Genomic DNA, 21,351 nt, shown 5'->3' with positions numbered 1-21,351 from the left:
ATTTCCGGGTTGGTTTCGACGCAAGGACAAAGCACCGCCATGCCTTGACTCTGATGGGCGTAGGATGGCTGTCTTGTGTTAGAACCGAATTCGAAAATTGGATTCGCGCCCTCGAGAGCAGGAGTTGCGCCACATCATGCCCCGCTTTAAGATCAGCCCGGAGAACCCGGCCGGACCGGAAGCTTCAGCCCTGATCCGGCGGCATCTTTCGCAAATGGCGGCACAATCGCCAGAAGAAAGCTGCCACGCGCTGGATACAAGCGGCCTTGAAAGCCCTGAGGTACAGTTCTTTCTGCTGCGCCAGGGCGGCAAAGCGGTTGCCATGGGGGCGCTGAAACTGCTGGACGGCGGCGCGCGCGAACTGAAATCCATGCACACTGTGTCCGAGGCCCGCGGCTGTGGAGCAGGACGCGCAATGCTGGAATTCCTGCTGCAGCTTTCCCGCAAGGATGAGGCCACAGGCCTCTTTTTAGAGACCGGTTCCACGAAAGATTTTCTGCCCTCGCGTAGACTGTATGAATCCTTTGGTTTCCGGCAATGCGGGCCCTTTGGAGACTACGCAGAGGATCCTTGGTCGGTATTCATGCATCTGGACTTGCGCACAGCGGCTTGACCCCTGGCACCTGCCTGTCATAACCGGCGCCGAGCGGCCCCTTGGCTCAACCGTATAGGGCAGAAATAGCACCCAATCACCTACCAAGTCGGGAACTCATTTGAAAACAACCAAATTTTCAAGGTAGGCACCCCACTTCTCTACCAAGTTGACATGGCGAGGGATTTGGCTGGTACAGCCGGGACAAGAGTGGGCCCTTAGCTCAGCTGGATTTAGAGTACAATTAACCCCCTATCCCCTACTGAGTGGGGGTAAGGTGTTGCCTAGTAACGATAAAATTGTGGTAGGCAAACACTCTTCCTACTAAGTTGACATGGCCGTAGGCTTCGTCCAAAATGGCAAACGTGCGCCCACGTAATTCAACTGGATAGAATATCCGACTTCTAATCGGGCTGTTGGGGGTTCTTATCTAAACCTATTTGAGATAAGTTTTAACGCTCGCTGAAACTCCTTGATACCTTGTTGAAAATATGGAGTTTTACGCCGGTAATCGTTGCTTTCCCGCGTAACCCAAAAGAAAGTTATAATGCATCCAGGCGGATGTGCTGCTCGAACACGTGACTGTCAGGCGGCTTCGTAGAGCAAGGTGCCTTGGTATGCGCGCTCTCCAAAAAGCTGGCGTATACCAAGGCACCATGGCCCGCAGGGCCATCCGACGTTGGTTCAAAAACGTTTGCACACTTGATCAACTTTCTCTTCGCAAGGGAAAAACTACGGGCGTGCTTCATCAGCCACTGTCAGTTGTTTGGGACTATGGTTTGAACCTTGGACCAAGCCCATTTTCATCCTGAGGATGTTCCAGCGTTGACGTCGTCACAACGGCATGCTTTTCAGCTTTATAGGTTGTTTGGGGGGGGGCGGATCGCTCCCCATATAGATGATTTCGAGGTTTGGGAACAAACATGTTGGACAAAGCATCTGTTGATTGGGCGATTGATTTCATTGTTGAGCACTCTGATGGTGACCTCTTTCCTCAAGTGGTTGAAATGAATGCCATCAAGTCAGAGAAGGACCACCTTTCTTCCGCCATCGCTGTGAGCGGCCCCGCTTGAGTGGTCCAAGTTGAAAGTTAGTGCATGGTTGGCCTTTGGTCTACCGGAACAATGGCCTCTGGAGCCGGTGGGCGGTAGCCCAGAGCACTGTGTGGTCGTCTGGTGTTGTAGTGTTTTCTCCAACTTTCGATGATGATCTGGGCTTCCCGCAGCGAGTAAAAGACCTCACCGTTCAGCAGCTCGTCGCGCATGCGCCCGTTGAAGCTTTCGCAATATCCGTTCTCCCACGGTGACCCGGGTTCGATGAATGCGGTCTTAGCCCCAACTGCTTTGATCCAGCCTCTGACGGCCTCAGCTATGAATTCGGGGCCGTTGTCAGACCTGATGTAAGCAGGCACGCCCCGAAGAATGAACAGGTCGGTCAGAACATCAATGACCTCGGTCGAGTTCAGCTGCCGCCTCACCCGGGTCGCCAAACATTCCCGACTGTGTTCGTCCAGAATATTCAATGTCCTGAACGCTCGACCATCGTCTGTTCGATGATGCACGAAGTCGTACGACCAGACGTGATTGCGATACTCTGGCCGCAGCCGAACACACGAACCATTGTTGAGCCAGAGCCGCCCTTTCTTGGGCTGTTTCATGGGAACCTTTAGCCCCTCTCGCCGCCATAGACGTTCGACGCGCTTGTCGTTCACCTGCCAGCCTGCGTCTCGCAGCAGAGCGGCAATCCGACGGTAGCCATATCGACCATACTGACGTGTCAGCTCGATCATGTCCTCGACCAGGCGGTCTTCGTCAGCACGCCCAAGTGGCAACCGGCGCTGCGTGGATCGGTGCTGGCCCAAGACGCGGCATACACGGCGTTCGGAAATCTTGATTTGGCTACGCACATGATCGATGCAGGCACGGCGGCGCGAGGGGCTCAGAAGTTTCCCTTTGCGGCCTCTGACAGGATCAGTTTGTCGAGTGTAAGATCTGAAACGGCACGGCGAAGGCGCTCGTTCTCCTTCTGGAGCCGCTTCAGTTCCTTGAGTTGTTCTGTGCCCATTCCGCCGTACTTCTTCTTCCAACGGCAATAGGTTTGTTCCGTCACACTGATCTGCCGAATGGCGTCTATTCGGGGCATGCCTTGCCCCATCAGCACTTCAACCTGCCGTAACTTCGCGACAATCTCTTCAGGCTTGGGTCTCTTAATCGCCATCTATGGCCCTCCGCTTTCCTAATCATAGGGGCGGACCACTTCATTGGGGGAGGCTCATTTTTCTAACATCTGCTCAAAGGCAAGAAGATCTCTCTCGGCGATCTCCCATTCGTCGCCGCGGCTAACAGCCTCCAGTTTTTCTCGCAAACCTTTGAGCTCAGAGTCTTCGCGGTTTGTGATTAGATACTGAAGCTTGTCGATGTAGCCGTTGTAGAACTTCTGCTCACGCATCTCGTCTTCGATGCGTTGAACGAGCGCGGTCATTTGTGTGTTCGACCTCGGTGTATCTTGCCCTACCCGACTTCCTACCGTTTTTTCAAATTGGTTTGAAGGTTACTACTTTGCCTGTGCTTAAGTGGGCCCTTTTATGTTCCACCACATAACTTGATGAACACAGCAAATTCAACCTTTTGGTGATCTAAGTTTATGAAGTTTCCCGCGGATTCGACAATGCAAGGGCCGCAGTCATTGGGTTCTCTTCCGCCCATACGCCCTGCGCACCTTTCGGTAGCCGAAGCCCGAAAGAGGAGTGACGATTCCAGACAAAAAAGCCGTATCATCCGGTAGGGAGGAATGCCCACCGCTTCAATCAATGAAGCTAAGGTAGAGGTGTGGCGACCCCGGAAGAACTCGAATCCTCAACCTGCTGATTAGAAGTCAGCTGCTCTATCCAGTTGAGCTACGGGGCCGTATCCACAAGGCGTATGTAGCAGATCAGAATTTCAGTGGAAAGCACCTTTCCTTGCTCGGTCGAGACATGGATTATTTCCTACTGAAGTAAGTATTAACTCATCGCGCAGATGGACAAGAAGAGATGGCATGCATCTCTTGTCGTAGCGCTCCAGAAGACAAAGAACACCATATTTATAGAAGGTTATGACGGCGGCAGTCCAAAAACACTAAGAAGAAGAAAGCGCAGAGAGTGTCTCGGCAGCGCCGCCTTGGGGACGACTGGTTAAGATAAGAGTTCGAGTCCTCCAGGGCTCGCCATATCACCTTTGCATCGCAACCATCACGGCGCTAGATGTGTTGTGACATGAAAGGATGGCTCAATCTGAGCCAAGAGAGTTCTGTTGGGAAACCCCCGGATCCAGTTGCTGAGGTTGTAGGACCGTTGTCCAACGCCTGCACAGATTCACGAAGCAGTCAGGCTTTCGCCGGTATCCAGTACCGGCGCTGCATCAATGTCTTCCGCGTCCAGCATGGCCGCCACGCGCTCCAGCGCCGCGATCAGCGCCGCCTGCTCCCAGTCTTCCATCGCTTCAAACTTGCGGACGAACCGTTGCTGCAGGGGATCAGGGGCTTCCACAATTGCCTGTCGGCCTTTTGCAGTGACAGATATATTGGTTTGACGCCGGTCGGTCTGCGACTTTTCACGCACGGCCATCTCTTTCCGCACCAGCTTGTCGACAAGCGAAGTCACGGTTGCCTGGGAAATCCGCATCTGCTGCGAGATTGCCTTGGCCGTGCAATGCTCACTGCCCGCAATTATTTGCAGCACACGGAACTGCGGCGCTGTCAGTTCAACCGACCGGGCCAACTCGCGTCCGAACAGGTCGGTGGCGCGCAGAATCCGGCGCAGGGCTATCAGGCTGGCATCAACACGGTCCATCTTCAGTTTCTGGCAGAGCCTGGAGGGATAATCAAGAAGTGTGATTTTGCAACCAATTACTTCGATATGCAAAGTATATATAGTTCCATCCATAGGCGTGTATACGCAAAAAATTGCAGAAAAACGACACATTGACGCAATGCGCGACGTTATCTTGAAAAGATTCGCTTCGGGATGTTACTTAGTCAATCAAATTAAATGGAGGCGCCGAGACAGATGCGACATGCACTAGAGTTTTTCCGGAAAGCAACACCTGCGCTGCGCGAACCCGCAGCGGAAGATGGAGCCGGAATCTGGGAGCTGGTGCGCTCATGCAAGCCGCTCGACGAAAACTCCATGTACTGCAATCTGATCCAGTGCGACCACTTCAGCGAGACCTGTGTGGTTGCCGAGATCGAGGAAGAAATAGCTGGCTGGGTTTCTGCCTACGTTCTGCCTGACGATCCGGAAACGCTGTTTGTCTGGCAGGTGGCGGTGTCGGAACACGCCCGCGGGACCGGGCTTGGCTCGCGGATGCTGAACGGCCTGCTGCTCCGCAAGGCCTGCGAAAACATCAAACGGTTGCAAACGACAATCACGCAAGAAAACAGAGCGTCCTGGGCATTGTTCCACACATTCGCAGCCAACCGGAGCGCGCCGCTAAAGAGCCGGCCCCACTTCACGCAGACCGGGCATTTCCGTGACCGCCAAAGTACCGAGCACATGGTCACGATCGATTTCTCCGAGGCGCCCGGCAGCACAGCTTGAGGACGCATTAATCCATGTGGCGCCTACCCGTTTTGACCTGTCTAGTTCCAAGAGGACGCAATATGCCGACTGATACGTCAGCCGAGATTTCCATTTTCAAACGCCGTGAATCCGAAGCGCGCAGCTATTGCCGCGGCTTCGATGCGGTTTTCACCCTTGCCAGCGGCTCTGAGTTGACTGACAGCACGGGACGCCGGTACATCGACTTTCTGGCCGGCTGCTCATCGCTCAACTACGGGCATAACGATCCGGACATGAAGGCAGCCCTGATTGAGCATATCTCGTCCGACGGCCTTACCCACGGCCTGGATCTGCATACCGATGCAAAGGCGGCGTTTCTGGACGCCTTCGACCAGCACATCCTGCGGCCGCACAACATGGACCACAAGGTGATGTTCACCGGCCCGACCGGCGCCAATGCCGTTGAGGCAGCCCTGAAACTGGCCCGCAAGGCGACCGGCCGCACCAATGTCATCGCCTTCACCAACGGCTTTCACGGCGTCACCCTGGGCGCCTTGGCGGCCACCGGCAACAGCTATCACCGTGGCGGCGCCGGCACCCCGTTGAACGGCGTTACCCGAATGCCCTATGACGGCTATTTCGGGGCGGACACCGATACCGCCGCCTATCTGGAGACGATGCTGGAAGACGCCTCCAGCGGCATTGATGCCCCGGCGGCGATCCTGCTGGAGACCGTGCAGGGCGAAGGCGGCCTGAACGCCGCGCGCCCCGAATGGGTGCTGCGTATCGCCGCGCTGGCCAAAAAGCACGGCGCCCTGCTGATCATCGACGACATCCAGGCCGGCTGCGGCCGTACCGGCGGCTTCTTCTCGTTTGAGGACATGGGGATCACACCGGACATCGTGACCCTGGCGAAATCGATCTCGGGCTTTGGCCTGCCGATGGCGCTGATGCTGGTGCGCCCCGCGCATGACATATTCGGTCCGGCCGAACACAACGGCACTTTCCGCGGCAACACGCATGCCTTTGTCACCGCCCGGGTTGCGATCAGCAAATTCTGGGCTGACGGGCGGTTCCAGCAGGATGTAGCTGCCAAGGCCCGGCTGTTGACCGCTGCCCTGGAAGAAATGGCCGAATTGCTGCCTGGCGCCCGCCTCAAGGGGCGCGGCATGATGCAGGGTCTGGATGTCGGCTCAGGCGAACTGGCCGCCAGCATCTGCGCCCATGCCTTCGAGAACGGGCTGATCATCGAAACCTCCGGCAACAAAGATCAGGTGGTCAAGGTTCTGGCCCCCCTGACCACCTCTGAGGACACCCTGATGAAGGGCCTGAACATCCTGCGCAGCGCAATCCGCGGCGTAACGGACTCAAGCAAATTTGCAGCGGAGTAAGACATGATTGTTCGCGACTACAACGACATTATCAAAAGCGACCGCAACCGCGTTGTATCGGATGCGAAATGGTCGTCGGTCCGGATGCTGCTGGAGCAGGACGGGATGGGGTTTTCCTTCCACATCACCTTTCTTGAGGCCGGGTCCGAACACACGTTCGAATACAAGAACCACTTCGAGAGCGTTTACTGCATGCAAGGCACAGGCTCGATCACCGATCTGGCCACCGGTGAAACCCACCTGATCCGGCCCGGCGTCATGTACGCGCTGGACAAAAACGACCGCCACACCCTGCGGGCTGAGGAAGAACTGGTCATGGCCTGCGTCTTCAACCCGCCGGTGACCGGCAGCGAAGTGCACCGTGAAGACGGCTCCTACGCGCTGGAATCCACCTGAAGAGGCCCCGGCACAGGCCGGGGGATACCCTGTGAAATTTCCCGAACACACCGTCGAGAAGATCGGCGGCACCTCGATGAGCCGTATCTGCGAACTGCGCGACACGCTCATCCTCGGCGCCCGCACCGGTTCTTCGCTCTACCACCGCATTTTTGTGGTCTCGGCCTTCGGCGGGATCACCAACCTGCTGCTGGAGCACAAGAAATCGGGTGAACCCGGCGTCTATGCCCTGTTTGCCAATGATGACAATGATCATGGCTGGCTTGATGCGCTGAGCCGCGCGGGTGAAGCGATGGCCAGGGTCCACAATGGCGTCCTGGACAATCCGGCCGACCGGGCGCTGGCGGAGGATTTCGTGCGCGACCGCATCGAGGGGGCCCGCAGCTGCCTGTTCGACCTGCAGCGCCTGTGCTCCTACGGCCATTTCCGCCTGTCGAGCCAGATGATGCTGGTGCGCGAGCTGCTGTCCGGGCTGGGCGAGGCGCATTCCGCCTTTGTGACAACCCTGATGCTGCAACGCGCCGGTGTGAATGCGCGGTTTATTGACCTCAGCGGCTGGCGCGATGACAGCGAATGCTCGCTTGAGGAGCGGATCACTGGCGGCCTCGGCACTCTCGACCTTGGATCGGAACTGCCTATTGTCACCGGCTACGCCCAGTGCCGCGAGGGCCTGATGCGCGAATATGACCGCGGGTATTCAGAAGTCACATTTTCCACCATCGCAGCATACTCCAAGGCGAAAGAGGCGATCATCCACAAGGAGTTCCACCTGTCATCCGCAGATCCGGCGCTGGTGGGCACGAAAGCTGTGCGCAAACTGGGGCACACGAATTACGATGTGGCCGACCAGTTGTCGAATATGGGGATGGAAGCCATTCACCCGAATGCCGCCAAGATCCTGCGCCAGTCAAAAGTGGCTCTGCGCATCACCAATGCCTTTGAGCCTTCCGATCCCGGCACCCTCATCGACGGCCGGCCTGCGAAAATCCCCGCCGTTGAAATCGTGACCGGCCTTGATGTTGTTGCACTGGAACTGTTCGAACAGGATATGGTCGGCGTCAAAGGCTATGATGCCACTGTGCTTGAGGCCCTGCGCCGGCACAGCGTCCGGATCGTTTCCAAAAGTTCGAACGCCAATACCATCACCCACTATGTCGAGGCCTCGCTGAAGACAGTACGCCGTGTGGTGAATGATCTGGAACGCGCCTATCCGTCCGCCCAAGTCAGCGCGCGGGCGTTGTCCATTGTTTCGGCCATTGGACGCGACCTGTCAGGCGTGCAGGTGCTTCGCCGCGGGCTTGCAGCTTTTGACCAAGCCGGTGTCGAGGTGATCGCCGCGCATCAGACACCGCGCAATGTCGATGTTCAATTTGCGGTGCCACGGACATCAGCGAAAACAGCGGTCACGGTTTTGCACAGGGCGCTTTTTCCGGAACCCGGCCGGGCTGCAAAAGCAAAAGCGGCGTGAGCAGGCGGCTGGGCCTGTGGCGCCCCGTCGTCTTGGCCCTGCGGCAGGATTGAGGAACGGCAATGTGGTATCCTGATCCCGAAACGCTTCAATCGCCCCTGCATGCCAGCCTGGCAGGGGCCATTGAGCAGGCCATTCTGACGGAGAAACTCCCCGCGGGATCCCGGCTTCCACCGCATCGCAAAATGGCAGACCGGCTTGGGCTGAGCGTTCACACCGTAAGCAAAGCCTACCAGAGCTTGCGCAAGCAGAACCTGATTGACGGACAGGTTGGCCGGGGCAGCTATGTCAGCGATCCCGAGCCGCACGCGGCTCCGCAAAAAACCGAACTCGAAGAAAGGTATGATTTCTCCACCTCCCGCCCCATTCGCAATCAAGAACACAATAAGCGGTTTCAGCTGTCATTGCAGGAACTCACGGCAGACCTGAATCCTTCAGCCCTGCAGGATTGCGGCCCCCACTCTGGACACGAAGCCCACCGCGCGGCAGGGGCAGAGTGGCTGGCAGCCTGCGGTCTTGCTGCCGTCCCGGAACGGATTCTCGTGACAAACGGCGGCAGCCACGGAATGTCTGTTGCGCTGTCCGCTTTGACCCGCCCTGGCGACACCGTCTTGTCAGACAGTATCACTCACAATCTGCTCGTTTCCGGCTGTTCCTATTTGGGATTGAAACTTTCGGGACTGGAAACGGACTCGTTTGGCATTCTGCCAGATGCGTTGGAGGATGCCTGCCGGGCGTCCGGCTCTAAAGTCCTGTGTTTATTGCCAACATTGACAAATCCGGTGCCGGTTATGATGCCGGAAGACCGGCGCAGGGAGCTGGCCCGAATTGCGGAAAACCATGGTCTTTACATCATTGAAGATGATCCGCTTGGCCCTGTAGCAAAGGATCGCCCGCCGCCGGTGTCAGCGCTGGTTCCAGAGCGTTCCGTCTATTTGTCCGCCCTCAGCACATGCCTGATGCCCGGACTGCAGGCCGGATACATGGCAGCGCCAAGCCATTTGCTCCCTTCCCTGACGGGCCGCCTGCTGAGTTTCGGGGGGGCGGGCACGCCCATAATGCAGGAACTGGCCAGCCGCTGGGTAATGGACGGCACAGCGCTGGAGATTGCAGACTGGCAGGGGAAAGCTTTGAAAAGCCGCTACCGCATCGCCTGCAGGGTATTGCATGGGATGCCCTGGACCGGGCACCCTTCTGCGCAGCATCTTTGGCTGCCGCTGCCCGAGGGATGGAGCTCCTCCGGCTTGTCGCACTATGCGCGCCAGATGCAAATAGACGTTATGTCTGACGTGCCATTTCTTCCCTCTGGAACATGCTCACCAGGCGCAATACGCATTTCCTTGGGCACGATTCAAGCGGAAAGCCAGTTCCGCAAGGGCTTGGAGCTGATCGCAGCTCTTGTAAAACTGCAACCACAAAGCTTGCCTCATCTTGCGTTCTAGCGGCCGCGCCTCCGCTGCGCTCTGGCGCGCCTGGTATTCTTATGACCTCAAAAAAGGTCGTCGGCGACCGGTACCGCGCGGCTACGCAAGGGCCCGGCAGGATCTGGCAGACAAGCTCATTGTCATTGACCCGGAAGATTACTCCCATTTTATGATGCGGTCTGGGGGTTGTTGAGCGGCGGCAGGCAGCCTTATCTGGCACAGAGCTTCGTCGACCATCTGGCCACTGCAGCCTGGTCGCAGCCGCCGGGTGTTGTATGCCCGTTCCGGCCCCCGTCTGCGGAATTCATCGGCGTGGCAAGCTCGAAACGGCCAATCCAGCTGGGACCTGGTTTGTTGGTGTATCAGGACGCCGAAAAGCGCAGGCGTTTCATGGCAGAATGGTTCAGCGCAATCCGGAAGCAGTAAGCCAATACCGGCAGCGGAGTTGACCGATGGCCCCCGGAATCGCCTGCAAAGACCGGCACCCGTTCTCGGTTCCCGAGCCATCCGGACTCCGGTCCGCATATAGGTAAAGACAGCCGACGGACCCTGACTGCTGGCGCGCGAAATATTCTTGACAAAACAACTAAGACTTCTTACGGCTTCCCGCGCGCCATACGGGCGCGATTTCAGCAAGACATTGGCGGATCAATTTATTCCGCCGCCAGTCCAGCCACCCCCAAAGAACATGGCCTGCAGGAAATCCTGTAGCAGCCGGCTGGAGAGATGTTGTGATGCTGAGGCTGTGGCTGAAACCGCCGGGTGCCAATCCCGCGCAGCCGGTCTGCTCTGGCCTGCTGCGCCGGGCAGCCGGAACGGCTGCACAGGCGGCGGTCATGCTGCTGGCCATCGCTCTGCCCGCAGCAGCAGATACGTTTCCGGTTGAAATACAGCACCAGTTCGGCTTGGTCACCGTGCCAGCCAAACCCGGGCGCATCGTTTCTGTCAGCTTTATCGGACATGATTTTCTGCTCGCCTTGGGCCAGACGCCAATTGCCCTGCGCAAATGGTATGGCAACGACCCTTCCGGCGTGTGGCCTTGGGGCCATGATGCGCTGGGAGACGCCCGCCCGGCGGTGTTTCAAGGCGAAATCGATTTCGAGAAGATCGCGGTGCTGGAGCCGGACCTGATCGTTGTCCAGTGGTCCGGCATGACCTGGCGCGACTACGCGCATTTGTCGGGCATTGCCCCGACCATCGCACCACGGGCTGAGTATGGCCCCTATGGCACGCCCTGGCAGGAGATGCTGCGCATCCTTGGCGCTGCTACGGGAACCTCCGGACCCGCCGAGACCATCATCACCCGGATCGGGAGCCGGGTATCCGCCATCCGCAAGGAACATCCCGAGTGGGAAGGCGCCAGCGCCGCCCTGGCCTGGGCCGGCCGGACCGCAGCCTATACCAGCCGCGACATCCGCAGCCGCCTGCTGGAAGCGTTGGGGCTTCAAGTGCCCAAGGCTGTCAATGGCCGCGGCCCGCTGAACAGAACCTACGTGATGATCCCGGCAGAGGACCCCTCCCCCATCGACGCTGATGTTCTGATCTGGCTCGACTCGGGCGGTTCTGCCCAGCAACTGGCCCGGATGCCGCTGCGCCCCACCATGCGGGCCTCCCGGGACGGGCGCGAGATCCACGCCGGCTATCTGCTGGCAGCGGCGCTGTCGCATTCCAGCCCGCTTAGCCTGGATTATGCGCTGGACCATCTGGTGCCGCTGCTGGAGGCCGCGATGGATGGCGATCCCGCCGCGCAGGTGCCTGGCATGGCTGAGGCGGGCCTGCTGCCGGACGGGTTTTAGGATGACGCACACCAGCCTTGCCCTCCATTCGCCTCAGTCCCGGATCAGCCTGCGCGGGGTCAGACTGCTGGCCTTGGCGGTGCTTGCGCTGCTGACTGGGGCTGCGTTGTGGCTGTCCGGCGCGCTGATCCAAGGCCTGACACGCAACCCTCTGGCGGATCCCGGCCTGCTGGGCATCAATGGCGGTACGTCGCTGGGCGTGACGCTGTGTGTCCTGGTGCTGGGCATCACCGATCCCGCCGGTTTTGTCTGGGTGGCCCTTGGCGGTTCTCTGGCAGCGGCGGTTCCGGTGTTCCTGCTAGGCGGTGGCAGCCGAACCAGCCCTCTGCGGCTGGTGCTGGCCGGGGCGGCCATCAGCGCCCTGTTCCTGGCACTGACCCGCGGTCTGCTGCTGGTCAGCCGCCAAACGCTGGAGGTCTACCGGTTCCGGGTATTGGGCGGGTTTGACAGCATTGCGCCGGCCACCCTTGCGGCACTGTTGCCGTTCTTGGCGATTGGCACCGGGTTTGCTGTGCTGGCCACTCCCGGCCTCAATGCGCTGCAATTGGGTGAGGGCAGCGCCACCGGGCTGGGCGTGTGCACCGGCCTGGCCCGACTTGCAGGTGGAATTGCCATTGTGCTGCTGTGCGGCGCCAGTGTTGCGATGGCGGGTCCAATTGCCTTTGCCGGGCTGATCGTGCCGCATTTGGCCCGCTGGGCCGCTGGGGCTAATATGCGCTGGGTGATGCTGTTCTCGGCCGTACTCGGCGCCCAGCTGCTGATCGCCGCCGATTTCTTGGGCCGCATGTCGCTGTTTGGCGGCATTATGCAGGCCGGCGTGATGACAGCGCTGATCGGCGGTCCAGTGCTGATCTGGCTGGTGCGCCGCAACGGAGTGCGCAGCCTATGATCTGGACCCTGCGCATTTCCAGCCTGTCGCTGCAAATCTCCCGCCAAGGCGTTCTGACAGGCCTTGGCCTAGGCTCAGTGCTGTTAGCGGCAGCAAGTCTTGCGCTGACTACCGGCAGCTACCCGCTCAGTCTTGCGCAGATCCTGGGCGTGCTTTTGGGAGACGGCAGCCCCCCGCAGCAAATGATTGTGCTGGACTACCAGCTGCCGCGCATTCTGACCGCGCTGGGGGCCGGAGCGGCCTTTGACCCGTCTGGAGCGATGTTTCAGTTGATGATGCGCAACCCGCTGGCAGCCCCGGATGTGATCGGTTTCAACGCAGGCGCCAGTTGCGGCGCGCTGTGCGCGATGATCCTGACCGGCGGCATGGTCCTGCCCGGCGCCATTGCCGGCGCGCTGCTGACAGCCGGTGCCGTCACCCTGCTGGCCTGGAAAGACGGGCTGCTGCCGGAACGGCTGATCAGCCGTATGGATGTGCTGAGCGCCGCCGACATGGCACAATGGCTGACCGGCTCTTTGAATGCCCGCACCTGGCACGATGCGGAGCTGGTTTGGAGCGGGCTGGCAGTGCTGGTGCCGCTGTCGCTGTGGCTGCATTTTCCGCTGACCCGGCTGGCGATGGACGATGGCATCGCAACCAGCCTGGGGCTGCCCCTGACACGGTTGCGCCTGGCGGTGACAGCAACCGGCATCCTGCTGGGGGCGGCAGCCAGCGGTGCGCTGATAGCCCTGCTGACAGACAGTGCCGCCCGCGCATTGCCCATGGTCCAGCTGCCCGCGGGTGTGTTTACCGCATTGATAGGCGCACCGCTTTTGCTGTGGCTGCTGGCCGCGCATGTCCGCAATGGAGCCATCTGATGCCTGCAACTGCCCGCCTGTATGCCGAAGCGCTTTCGGTCGCTTATGCCCGCGCCCCCGTGCTGGATCATCTCAGTGCAGAGATCCCGGACGGCGCCCTGACGGTGATTGCCGGCCTCAACGGCTGCGGCAAGTCCACCTTGCTGAGGTCGCTGGACGGCAAGGCCATCCACCGCCAGCGCAGCCGTGCAGTTGCCCGAAAGCTGGCAATTCTGCCGCAATCCCCCGCTGCACCAGAGGGGCTGACTGTACGGGACCTCGCAGCACGGGGGCGCACCCCTTATCAATCGGCACTGCGGCAATGGTCCAATCAGGATGCAGCCGCGGTGGAGCAGGCGCTGGAGCTGACCGGCATGGTATCCTGGGCCGGGCGTCCGCTGGAAAGCCTGTCCGGCGGCCAGCGCCAGCGCGCCTGGATTGCCATGGCGCTGGCGCAGGACACCGAAATCCTGCTGCTGGATGAACCGACCACCTATTTGGACCTGCCGCATCAGATCGAGCTGCTGAAGCTGGTGCAGAAACTGAACCGGGAGACCGGCCGCACAGTGGCCATGGTTCTGCATGACATCAACCTGGCGGCGCGCTTTGCCAACCATGTGCTCGCCCTCAAGGACGGCCGCGTCTTCTGCCAGGGCCGCCCCGGTGAAATTGTCACCGAAACAGTGATGCAATCGGTATTCGGACTGGCTTGCCGGGTCATTGCCGACCCGGTGCATGGCGCGCCGTATGTCATTCCTTTGTGAACGAGGCCCCAAATGACGATAAATCCGGCATTTCCGCTGGAATCCTGCGCCGCGCTGCCCGGGAATACCCCCGCTGCGTTGCGCCGAATGATACTGCTGCAGGCCCAGGAATATGGAATGCCTAGGCTGGAAGACAGCCCGGAGCGGGTCACCGTTGATGTGCCCGGATACGGCCACTACCATTTTGAGCTGTGCGATGGCAGGGCTGAAATCACCGTGTCTGCGGCCATGCACGACCGTCTGTTCATGCTGAAAGAAGGGTTCGCCGAACAGCTGAAACTGCTGCAGCCGGAGGCCGCTAACAACTTGCGCTGGAGCGGGACCGGCGCCGCCGGGACGCTGCCGCCGAATGTGCATTTCACCACCGTCCTGTCTGTTGTTCCGGTTGGCCGCTGTTTTCTGCGGGTGCGGGTGCAGGGCGGGGATCTCTCGGGATTTCAGGAAGATGCCCTCCATTTCCGCCTGCTGCTGCCAACCGCCGCCTGCCAGACCCCCGAATGGCCGCGCCTTGGCGAAAACGGCGCAACACCTTGGCCCAAAGAGGACAAGGCGCTGCACCGGCCGGTCTATACCACCCGCTGGATCTGCCAGAAGACAGGCGAGATGGAATTTGATGTCTTCGTGCACGATGGCGGCCGCGGCACCGGGTGGGTCCGGCAGGCCGCCGTAGGCGATCTGCTGGCCATTGCCGGCACCGGCGGCGGCATTCCCGAAACCTCGCGCATCCTGACCTATGCCAACGAAACCGCTCTGCCCGCCGCGGCGCGCATTCTGGAAAGCCTGCCCGCAGACAGCCTGGGCAAGGCCACCCTCCTGGCCGACGGCGGCGAGAGCTGCGGCTATCCGGTTCCGGCGCCTGACGGCATCGAGGTAACGTGGCTCAGCCGGGACGGCAGCGGGAACCTTGCCGAGCGCGCGCTGGCGGAGCGCGGGCAGTACCCTGGGTACTTCCTCTGGTTTGCCTGTGAAAAGGGAGAGGCCCAACATGTGCGCGCGGCGCTCAAGGCAGAGCGGGCAGATCCGAAAACCAGTTACATCGCAGCATATTGGAGCCAGTAATGACCATTCGTTTCTTTGCAGCGCTGGCGGCATTTTTGATGCTGACCGCGGCCTGGGCGGCAGCCCAGGAAACCCCTGCCGCGACGGTGCCGGAAATTGCATTGGACGCGCCCGGGGCCTCTGTGCCTCAACTTCCAGCCAGCGCACCGGGGCTTGAAGTGCCGGAGGAAACCAAAAAACCGGTGACGGCATCCGAGGCTGGCCCGGTGCCGCCTGCAGACCTTCCCGCGAGTCAGGATGAACTGGCACAGGTGGCACGTGACGCTTCATCCAAAGCATTGAAGTTCTTGCGCGATGGCGGCCCTTCAATCTGGGCGATCGCCGTCTTGTCGGTGATTACAATGGCTCTGATTCTGTGGAAGATCTGGCGCCTGGCGCTGATCGGCGCCTGGTCGCGCGGCAAGGCAGGACAGGCCGTGCAAGCCTTTGAACGCGGGGACCTCACCGCGGCCCAATCCATCCTCAACAACCGGATCGGGGTGCGCTCCAAAGTCGTCAGCGCAGCGCTGACCGCTGCCGCTGCCCTGCCCGAGGACCGCGCCCGCGAGGAAACCGCCAGGGTGGCCAAGCTGCATCTCGCCAGCGCTGCCACCGGTCTTGGCGCGCTTGAGCTGATTGCCACCATCGCCCCGCTTCTGGGCCTGCTGGGCACCGTTCTGGGCATGATTGCCGCCTTCCAGGCGTTGCAAGCGGCCGGCTCCAAGGCGGACCCCGCGCTGCTGGCGGGCGGCATCTGGGAGGCGTTGCTGACCACTGCCGCAGGCATGGCAGTGGCGATCCCCGCCTCTGCCGCGCTCACCTGGTTCGAAGCGGTGATCACCCGTATCCGCCGCGATATTGAAGACAGTGCTGCCCGTATCTTTATCGCCCATAATCCGCAGCCGCTGAAACTCGCGGCCGAGTAGAGCCATGGAATTCACTGAAACCCTGAAGCCGCGGCGCAAGCCAAGCCTGACGCCCATGATCGACGTGGTGTTTCTGCTCTTGGTGTTCTTCATGCTTGCGTCGCGCTTTGGCACAGATGCGGTGCTGCAATTGCCGTTGGCTGCGCAGGGCGGCAGCTATTCCGGGCCGCCGCGGCTGGTTGGGATCGGTGCGGGAAATCTGGATGTGAATGGCGTTCCGGTGGCAGACAGCAACCTGACCCAGGCACTGGCACCGCTGATGGAGAAACCCTCCGATATGCTGGTGCTGCGCGGCCGTGACGGCGCCGACCTGCAGCGCATCACTGATGTGACCGGGCGGCTGCGGCAGGCGGGCTACAGCAATTTTGTGCTGGTGGAGTAAGGAGACGCGCATGGACCTGACAGAAGCGCCCCGCCGTCCGCGGACTGAATCCATCGTGCCGATGATCAATGTGGTGTTCCTGCTGCTGATCTTTTTTCTAATGACCTCACGCTTGGCGCTGCCTGCCCCGTTTGAGGTGACGCCGCCGGACGCAGCAATTGAGGCGGAACCAGAAGCAGCTCCTGTGCTTTACATCAACGCCGAAGGCCGGATGCATTTCGATGGGGCCGAAGACGGCGAAGCCCTGACGCGGCTGGCGGCGGTCAGCGGCGGCAACCCGGTTCTGCAATTGCGCGCCGACGCCCGGCTGGAGGCAAAAGCCCTGGCCCGCATTCTGCGCCAGCTGGCGGCAGCAGGCCTCAGCCAGGCTGAATTGGTGGTCCGACAGCCATGAAACGTGCTGTCGAACTCACCGTTTTTGCCGGCATCGCCGTGTTGATCCATGTGGCGCTGTTTGCCCGCGTGCCAAGTTCCGGCGCGCAATCGAGCGGCGCCGGCGGCACTGCGATGGTGTCGATACAGGCAGCGCCCGATGCTGTAGCAGAAATGGCCGAAGCCTGGGAGCAGCCGCCGCAGACCTCCCCCCGGATCGCAGCCCAAAGCGTTGAACCGTTGCCGTCGGCCAACCTCCCTTCCCTGCCGCATCTAGCCCTTGACCAGGCACCGCGGGCCGCAGCACAGATTGCAATACTCGCGCCGGCAAGGGCGGATAATCTGCAAATCGAAACCGCGCCGCCGCCACCGCCACCGCCAAAGCCCCGGAAACCAGAGCCGAAGCCGGAACCACAACACAAACCGGCGCCCGAACCACAGCCGCAGCAGGCCCGTAAATCCGAACAGACCTCGGCCGGGCGGGCTGAACAAAGGGCCGCAGGATCGGGCGGCGGCGCTCAGGCCGGGCAATCCGGCGGAGCACAGGCGGCAACGGCAGAGTCCGGCCGCCGGGCCAAGCTGCGCAGTATCTGGGGCGCCAAGATCCGCGCCCGTGTGGAACGGCGTAAACGCTACCCCGCCGGCGCCAGCGGCAAAGGCCAGGTTGTGGTGCGCCTTACCGTCTCCCGATCAGGCCAGCTGCTGAGCCACCGGGTTGCCAGGTCCTCGGGCATCGCAGCCTTTGATCAGGCGGCCCTGCAAGCCGTCACCCGGGCCGGCAAATTCCCATCGGCGCCGAAAAAGCTGCAGATAAATCAAATCAGCTTCAACCTGCCTATGAGTTTCTCGAAATAACCCCCGGAAAGCTGCCGCTCCGGCGAGCCCCGCCGGAGGCACATATCCCGAAGCTCAAGATCAATCCGCAAGTTTTGGCGCAGGCTCGGAGGCCTTTCCGGCGCACACACGAACGCGCGTGCCGTCGCGCTGTGCAGCGGCCTGCTCCGGACCCAGATCCTGCATCAGCGCATCCAGCCGCAGGCGGGCAGTGCGCGGCACCGTCTTGCCTTCGGCGCGCAGGCCCTCGTGGCGGGCGCCAGCTGCGAATTTCTTGTTGCGCTGATGCGGCTGAACGCTGTCCATATAGCGCGGATCCACCTCTGCGCCCACCGTCAGATAGCCAGCCTCAACCGCGCGGCGAACCAGATCCGCACCGCGCGCACTGCGCACAACGATGGCATTGGTGCCCGGGTCATCATCCTCAGTCTCCGGGTCGGGTGAGCCGCCGGGCCAGGTGTCGGCGGCGGCGATGTCAGCAGCCTCTCCGATACCGTCCGGGCAAACCTTGCAGCGGAAGGGCAGCACCCAGGCGCTCTCATCCGTGCCCCAGAAATCGGTGTAGCGCTTCTCAACCACAGTGCCGTCCGCCATCTCGACGCGCGTCGGCCCAGGGCAGCCGTGGCCGCGGTAGCGCAAGCCGGTGACTTGCGACGGATCAATGCCAAGGTCCTGCTGCAGAAAACGGGACATGCCCTGAGGCGGCATGAAGCCGCCGCAGACCGGCGTAAGCATGTATTTCACCAAGGCATTCACCCGCGCATCCGCCCGCGCCAGATTGCGCAGCGCCGCCACATCGCAAGGCTTGCCGGCAAAGGCAAAGGGGCGGCCCTTGTCCAACTGCTCCAGCACATCGATCAGCGGTGCAGTAGGGCCATAGCGGGACCCGGCGGCAGCCAGCACATCTGCCGCAGTTTCTGACACTGCCCGGTCGCCGAAGGCCGGCACCCGGTCCGACGCCTTAGCGTGCAGGATGAAATCAACTTCGCCGGTCTCCACAAGGAACATCCCCAGCGCGGTGAGCACACCGCCTGTCGCGCCTTTGTGCCGCACCTCCGGATCCGCAGCATAGGCCAGCGCCATGTGCTGATAGGACCCCCAGACCAGATCGTGGCGGGTGGTTCCGGTCAGCTCCGTCTCCGGCAGCCCTTCCACACGGGTGCCGGGGCACAGGTCCAGGATCCGGTCAACTGCTTCGTGAGTCAGCGCCCCCCGCACCACCGGGCGTTCATAGCCGGTCTCCAACAGCTCCATCCGCACCGTGTCCGGCCCCGCCACAGACTGGCACAGGCCGCAACCGATGCACATGGCGTCTTCGGTTACTCTATTCAGACGCTCCACCGGTGTCATTGGCTGGCGCAGGGATCCGCTCCCGGACGTGCGATTGGATTGGGTCACCGATTTCTCTCCCTTTCTGACATGTCCGCATTGCCGGGCCTGCGGCCCCCAGTCCGTGCTTGGCTATCAGCGTATTGAAGCCGTTTATGGCGCCCAGCTGACTCTTTTCGAAAGCTGCAATCTTGTCCAAAAGCGGCGGTCGTATCAGGGGATTTCCGTTTTCAAACGCAATGCGACTGCCAGTGCCTGTTCGCAGGCTGTTTCCCAGGCAAGCCGGGTGCAGCTTTTCTGCTTGGCGGCTCACATAATACTCACGCAATGTGACCCCGCAAAGGCTTGCCTCGCCTCTCCCGGCCCTTAAGGTGGGTCCTGTACGCAGCATATTGAGGCCAACGCATGAAAGATCTAGCCCCCGTTCCGGACCTGAAGCCGGAAACAGCGCAGCCCGACCTGCCCGCCAAACCGCCGGGGCTGCATGAACGGGCGCTGCATCTGCTGGCCCGGTTGCTGCCGCTGGCGTATTTCCGGCGGCCGCCAAAGATCATCATCATCGACGCCACCAACAGCTGCAACCTGCGCTGCCCGGTGTGCCCTGTCACCTTTGCCATGCAGCGCAAACGCGGCATGATGAAACCGAACGTGTTCCGCAAAATCATCGACGATTTCAAGGACCAGCCGGAAAAACCCGCAATCTATTTCAGCTTTTCGGGCGAGCCGACCCTGCACAGGGATCTGCCCGATTTCATCGCCTACGCGCATGAAAACGGCCATGACACGTATCTGTCGACCAATGCCACCCGGCTGACCCCGCAGATGAGCGAGCGCCTGATCCGCTCGGGCCTTGCCCGCGTAAACCTCTGCATGGACGGATTCTCAAAGGAGGCTCAGGAAACCTACCGGGTCAATTCCGACTTCGATAAGGTAAAAGCCAGCATCGAAGAGTTCCTGAACATCAAAAGGGAGCTGGGCTTCAAGACACCGGTCACAGTGCTGCAAACATTGCTGACCAGTTATTCCGAGCCTCAGATGGACGAGATGGAAGGCTGGGCAAAGGAGGCGGGTTTTGACCGGGTGCGGTTCAAAACATTCTCGATCGGCTCTTACACATCTGCCGACCAGAAACGAGAGTTTGCGCATTTCCTGCCCCGCCAAAAGGAATTGCGGCGCCACCCGCGCCACACCAGCCATGCGATGTGCACGGTGCCGCTGTTTCAGTCGGTGGTGTTCTGGAACGGCGACCTGGGCCTGTGCTGTATCGACTATGACCAGGTGATCCAGCTGCCCAATGTTGAGCAGGACGGCTTTCTCGCCGCCTACCGTTCGGACGAGGCCGCCCGCGCTCGCAAGCGCGGCTTCCTCAAACAGTTCAGCATCTGCAAAACCTGTTCGTTTTCCAACGCCGAAAACATGGGCATCCGCCGTGATCTGAAAAAATAAGCGCGCAACCAAGGCTGCCCGCTTCTGCTTCTTTCTGGTCAGAAATACCCTGGGATGAAGGCCGTCAGGCCTGAGAGGGCAAAGCCCCCTCCCCTGTTACCGCTGCAGCAGGACCGGAAACCAATCCTCACGCAGCCGCTGGCCGGGCTGCATTTCGTGACCCGGGAATGGCGGCGATGTGGGGCCGGGACGTTCAACATAGCGTGCATCATCGCCCACCAGCCGAAGCGAAAACGCACGGCGGCGCGCAGTTGAGGTGTTGCCGCGGGATCCGTGCAGTGTCTTGTAGTTAAAGGCGATCGCATCACCCGGTTGCATCGGATATTCGACTACGGTCATGCCTTCGGCGTCAGGATCAGGAACAGGCATATACTGCCCTTCGTCCGCAAAGAAGTCCTCCTCGGAGACCCAACGGGTTGGCAGCACTTCCTTCTCCCATTTGTGTGAACCTGCGACGCAGCGCAATGCGGCTTCCTTCACCTCATCAAGCGGCGACCAGAAGCTGATGGTCTGCTGCCCCTCAACAAAGTAATAAGGCCCGTCCTGATGCCACGGGGTCGGCATTGAGGTGCCCGGTTCCTTGACCAGAACATGGTCGTGGAACATTTGCACCGACGTGGATTTCATCAGGTCAGCGGCGACTTCGTCCGCTGGCGATTGTTCGATCGCCTGCTGGAACTCGGGGATGCGGGTCCAGTTGCAGTAATCGTCAAAGAACCGCCCGGTCTGGCCTGCCTTTTCGTTGTTGGACGCATAGGGTCCCGGATTATCCATATTGGCAGCAACCCCGGCGCGCAGCAGCTCGACCTGTTCGGCAAAAAGGCCGCGGATCAGGACAACACCGTCGCGCTGAAACTGTTCGACATGTTCCTGGGTGATAAGGGGGTGAACCATTGCTGCCTCCGCTGGTGAATGATGCAATTCTGATGCG

General features: G+C 60.7%; 22 protein-coding genes and 1 tRNA gene. 17 read left to right on the top strand and 6 right to left on the bottom strand.

What is annotated here, in order from left to right; genetic code table 11:
* The first annotated feature begins 136 nt into the window (after nt 1-136).
* Together AQUI_RS0111075 and AQUI_RS30675 are read left to right on the top strand one after the other, a co-directional pair.
* The gene (locus AQUI_RS0111075) at nt 137-613 is read left to right on the top strand and encodes a GNAT family N-acetyltransferase (RefSeq protein WP_027257586.1); all 477 of its coding nucleotides are present in this window, start codon (nt 137-139) and stop codon (nt 611-613) included.
* 902 nt (nt 614-1,515) lie between these two features.
* A complete protein-coding gene (locus tag AQUI_RS30675) occupies nt 1,516-1,665 on the top strand; it encodes a hypothetical protein (protein ID WP_156916807.1) in 150 nt (49 codons plus the stop codon).
* Between the two features lie 17 nt (nt 1,666-1,682).
* Here AQUI_RS30675 and AQUI_RS0111065 read toward each other — a convergent pair.
* From AQUI_RS0111065 to AQUI_RS0111045, 4 genes are all read right to left on the bottom strand, one after another.
* Nucleotides 1,683-2,809, bottom strand: a protein-coding gene (locus AQUI_RS0111065) for an IS3 family transposase (RefSeq protein WP_156916806.1) whose coding sequence is annotated in 2 segments (ribosomal slippage) — nt 1,683-2,545 and nt 2,545-2,809 — 1,128 coding nt in all. Because the reading frame shifts where the segments join, the coding sequence is not laid out codon by codon here.
* Between the two features lie 54 nt (nt 2,810-2,863).
* Entirely contained in the window at nt 2,864-3,073 is a 210-nt protein-coding gene (locus tag AQUI_RS0111055; RefSeq protein WP_027257584.1) for a hypothetical protein, read from the bottom strand.
* A 348-nt stretch (nt 3,074-3,421) separates the two neighbouring features.
* Nucleotides 3,422-3,498: transfer RNA gene (locus AQUI_RS0111050), tRNA-Arg, on the bottom strand.
* Between the two features lie 446 nt (nt 3,499-3,944).
* The gene (locus AQUI_RS0111045) at nt 3,945-4,421 is read right to left on the bottom strand and encodes a MarR family winged helix-turn-helix transcriptional regulator (RefSeq protein ID WP_027257583.1); all 477 of its coding nucleotides are present in this window, start codon (nt 4,419-4,421) and stop codon (nt 3,945-3,947) included.
* A 198-nt stretch (nt 4,422-4,619) separates the two neighbouring features.
* Here AQUI_RS0111045 and ectA point away from each other — a divergent pair, with 198 nt between their 5' ends.
* The 14 genes from ectA to AQUI_RS0110970 all read left to right on the top strand — a co-directional run bounded on the left by ectA (nt 4,620) and on the right by AQUI_RS0110970 (nt 17,666).
* Nucleotides 4,620-5,168: a diaminobutyrate acetyltransferase gene (ectA, locus tag AQUI_RS0111040; protein ID WP_245596905.1), complete on the top strand. Its 549-nt coding sequence runs from the start codon at nt 4,620-4,622 to the stop codon at nt 5,166-5,168.
* A gap of 62 nt (nt 5,169-5,230) precedes the next feature.
* Nucleotides 5,231-6,520: a diaminobutyrate--2-oxoglutarate transaminase gene (ectB, locus tag AQUI_RS0111035; protein WP_027257581.1), complete on the top strand. Its 1,290-nt coding sequence runs from the start codon at nt 5,231-5,233 to the stop codon at nt 6,518-6,520.
* Nucleotides 6,521-6,523: 3 nt separating this feature from the next.
* Nucleotides 6,524-6,916: an ectoine synthase gene (locus tag AQUI_RS0111030; RefSeq protein ID WP_027257580.1), complete on the top strand. Its 393-nt coding sequence runs from the start codon at nt 6,524-6,526 to the stop codon at nt 6,914-6,916.
* A gap of 31 nt (nt 6,917-6,947) precedes the next feature.
* Nucleotides 6,948-8,384: an aspartate kinase gene (locus tag AQUI_RS0111025; RefSeq protein WP_027257579.1), complete on the top strand. Its 1,437-nt coding sequence runs from the start codon at nt 6,948-6,950 to the stop codon at nt 8,382-8,384.
* 62 nt (nt 8,385-8,446) lie between these two features.
* The gene (ehuR, locus tag AQUI_RS0111020; protein ID WP_027257578.1) at nt 8,447-9,826 is read left to right on the top strand and encodes a MocR-like ectoine utilization transcription factor EhuR; all 1,380 of its coding nucleotides are present in this window, start codon (nt 8,447-8,449) and stop codon (nt 9,824-9,826) included.
* 716 nt (nt 9,827-10,542) lie between these two features.
* Nucleotides 10,543-11,604, top strand: a complete 1,062-nt coding sequence (locus AQUI_RS0111010; protein ID WP_245596984.1) for an ABC transporter substrate-binding protein — start codon at nt 10,543-10,545, stop codon at nt 11,602-11,604.
* A 1-nt stretch (nt 11,605) separates the two neighbouring features.
* Nucleotides 11,606-12,493 (top strand): FecCD family ABC transporter permease, encoded by an 888-nt coding sequence (locus tag AQUI_RS27615; protein ID WP_245596904.1) that lies wholly within the window; start codon nt 11,606-11,608, stop codon nt 12,491-12,493.
* Nucleotides 12,490-13,350, top strand: coding sequence for a FecCD family ABC transporter permease (locus AQUI_RS0111000; protein WP_027257575.1), 861 nt, complete (start codon nt 12,490-12,492; stop codon nt 13,348-13,350). Before AQUI_RS27615 ends, AQUI_RS0111000 begins: the two co-directional genes overlap by 4 nt.
* The gene (locus AQUI_RS0110995) at nt 13,350-14,093 is read left to right on the top strand and encodes an ABC transporter ATP-binding protein (protein ID WP_027257574.1); all 744 of its coding nucleotides are present in this window, start codon (nt 13,350-13,352) and stop codon (nt 14,091-14,093) included. Before AQUI_RS0111000 ends, AQUI_RS0110995 begins: the two co-directional genes overlap by 1 nt.
* Nucleotides 14,094-14,210: 117 nt before the next feature.
* Entirely contained in the window at nt 14,211-15,152 is a 942-nt protein-coding gene (locus AQUI_RS0110990; protein ID WP_245596903.1) for a siderophore-interacting protein, read from the top strand.
* Nucleotides 15,152-16,057 carry a MotA/TolQ/ExbB proton channel family protein gene (locus tag AQUI_RS0110985; RefSeq protein WP_027257572.1) on the top strand — a complete coding sequence of 302 codons (906 nt, stop codon included), beginning with the start codon at nt 15,152-15,154 and terminating at the stop codon, nt 16,055-16,057. The genes AQUI_RS0110990 and AQUI_RS0110985 overlap by 1 nt, the downstream gene beginning before the upstream one ends.
* A gap of 4 nt (nt 16,058-16,061) precedes the next feature.
* Nucleotides 16,062-16,439, top strand: a complete 378-nt coding sequence (locus AQUI_RS0110980; RefSeq protein ID WP_027257571.1) for an ExbD/TolR family protein — start codon at nt 16,062-16,064, stop codon at nt 16,437-16,439.
* A 10-nt stretch (nt 16,440-16,449) separates the two neighbouring features.
* Nucleotides 16,450-16,833: an ExbD/TolR family protein gene (locus AQUI_RS0110975; protein ID WP_027257570.1), complete on the top strand. Its 384-nt coding sequence runs from the start codon at nt 16,450-16,452 to the stop codon at nt 16,831-16,833.
* Complete coding sequence (locus AQUI_RS0110970) at nt 16,830-17,666, top strand: energy transducer TonB (protein ID WP_027257569.1); 837 nt, start codon at nt 16,830-16,832, stop codon at nt 17,664-17,666. Before AQUI_RS0110975 ends, AQUI_RS0110970 begins: the two co-directional genes overlap by 4 nt.
* Before the next feature lie 60 nt (nt 17,667-17,726).
* Here the strand turns inward: AQUI_RS0110970 and AQUI_RS27610 are convergent, their stop codons facing one another.
* Nucleotides 17,727-19,043 (bottom strand): Coenzyme F420 hydrogenase/dehydrogenase, beta subunit C-terminal domain, encoded by a 1,317-nt coding sequence (locus tag AQUI_RS27610; protein ID WP_156916805.1) that lies wholly within the window; start codon nt 19,041-19,043, stop codon nt 17,727-17,729.
* A gap of 336 nt (nt 19,044-19,379) precedes the next feature.
* On the opposite strand from AQUI_RS27610, the gene AQUI_RS0110960 reads away from it, so the two are divergent.
* Entirely contained in the window at nt 19,380-20,420 is a 1,041-nt protein-coding gene (locus AQUI_RS0110960; RefSeq protein ID WP_027257568.1) for a radical SAM/SPASM domain-containing protein, read from the top strand.
* Nucleotides 20,421-20,516: 96 nt separating this feature from the next.
* On the opposite strand, the gene AQUI_RS0110955 is transcribed toward AQUI_RS0110960, so the two are convergent.
* A complete protein-coding gene (locus AQUI_RS0110955) occupies nt 20,517-21,314 on the bottom strand; it encodes a phytanoyl-CoA dioxygenase family protein (RefSeq protein ID WP_027257567.1) in 798 nt (265 codons plus the stop codon).
* Nucleotides 21,315-21,351: the final 37 nt, after the last annotated feature.

The organism is Leisingera aquimarina DSM 24565 (genome assembly GCF_000473165.1).
Classification (GTDB): domain Bacteria; phylum Pseudomonadota; class Alphaproteobacteria; order Rhodobacterales; family Rhodobacteraceae; genus Leisingera; species Leisingera aquimarina.
The sequence above is the reverse complement of the archived record's forward strand: the minus strand, read 5'-3'. Positions and strand labels throughout refer to the sequence as shown.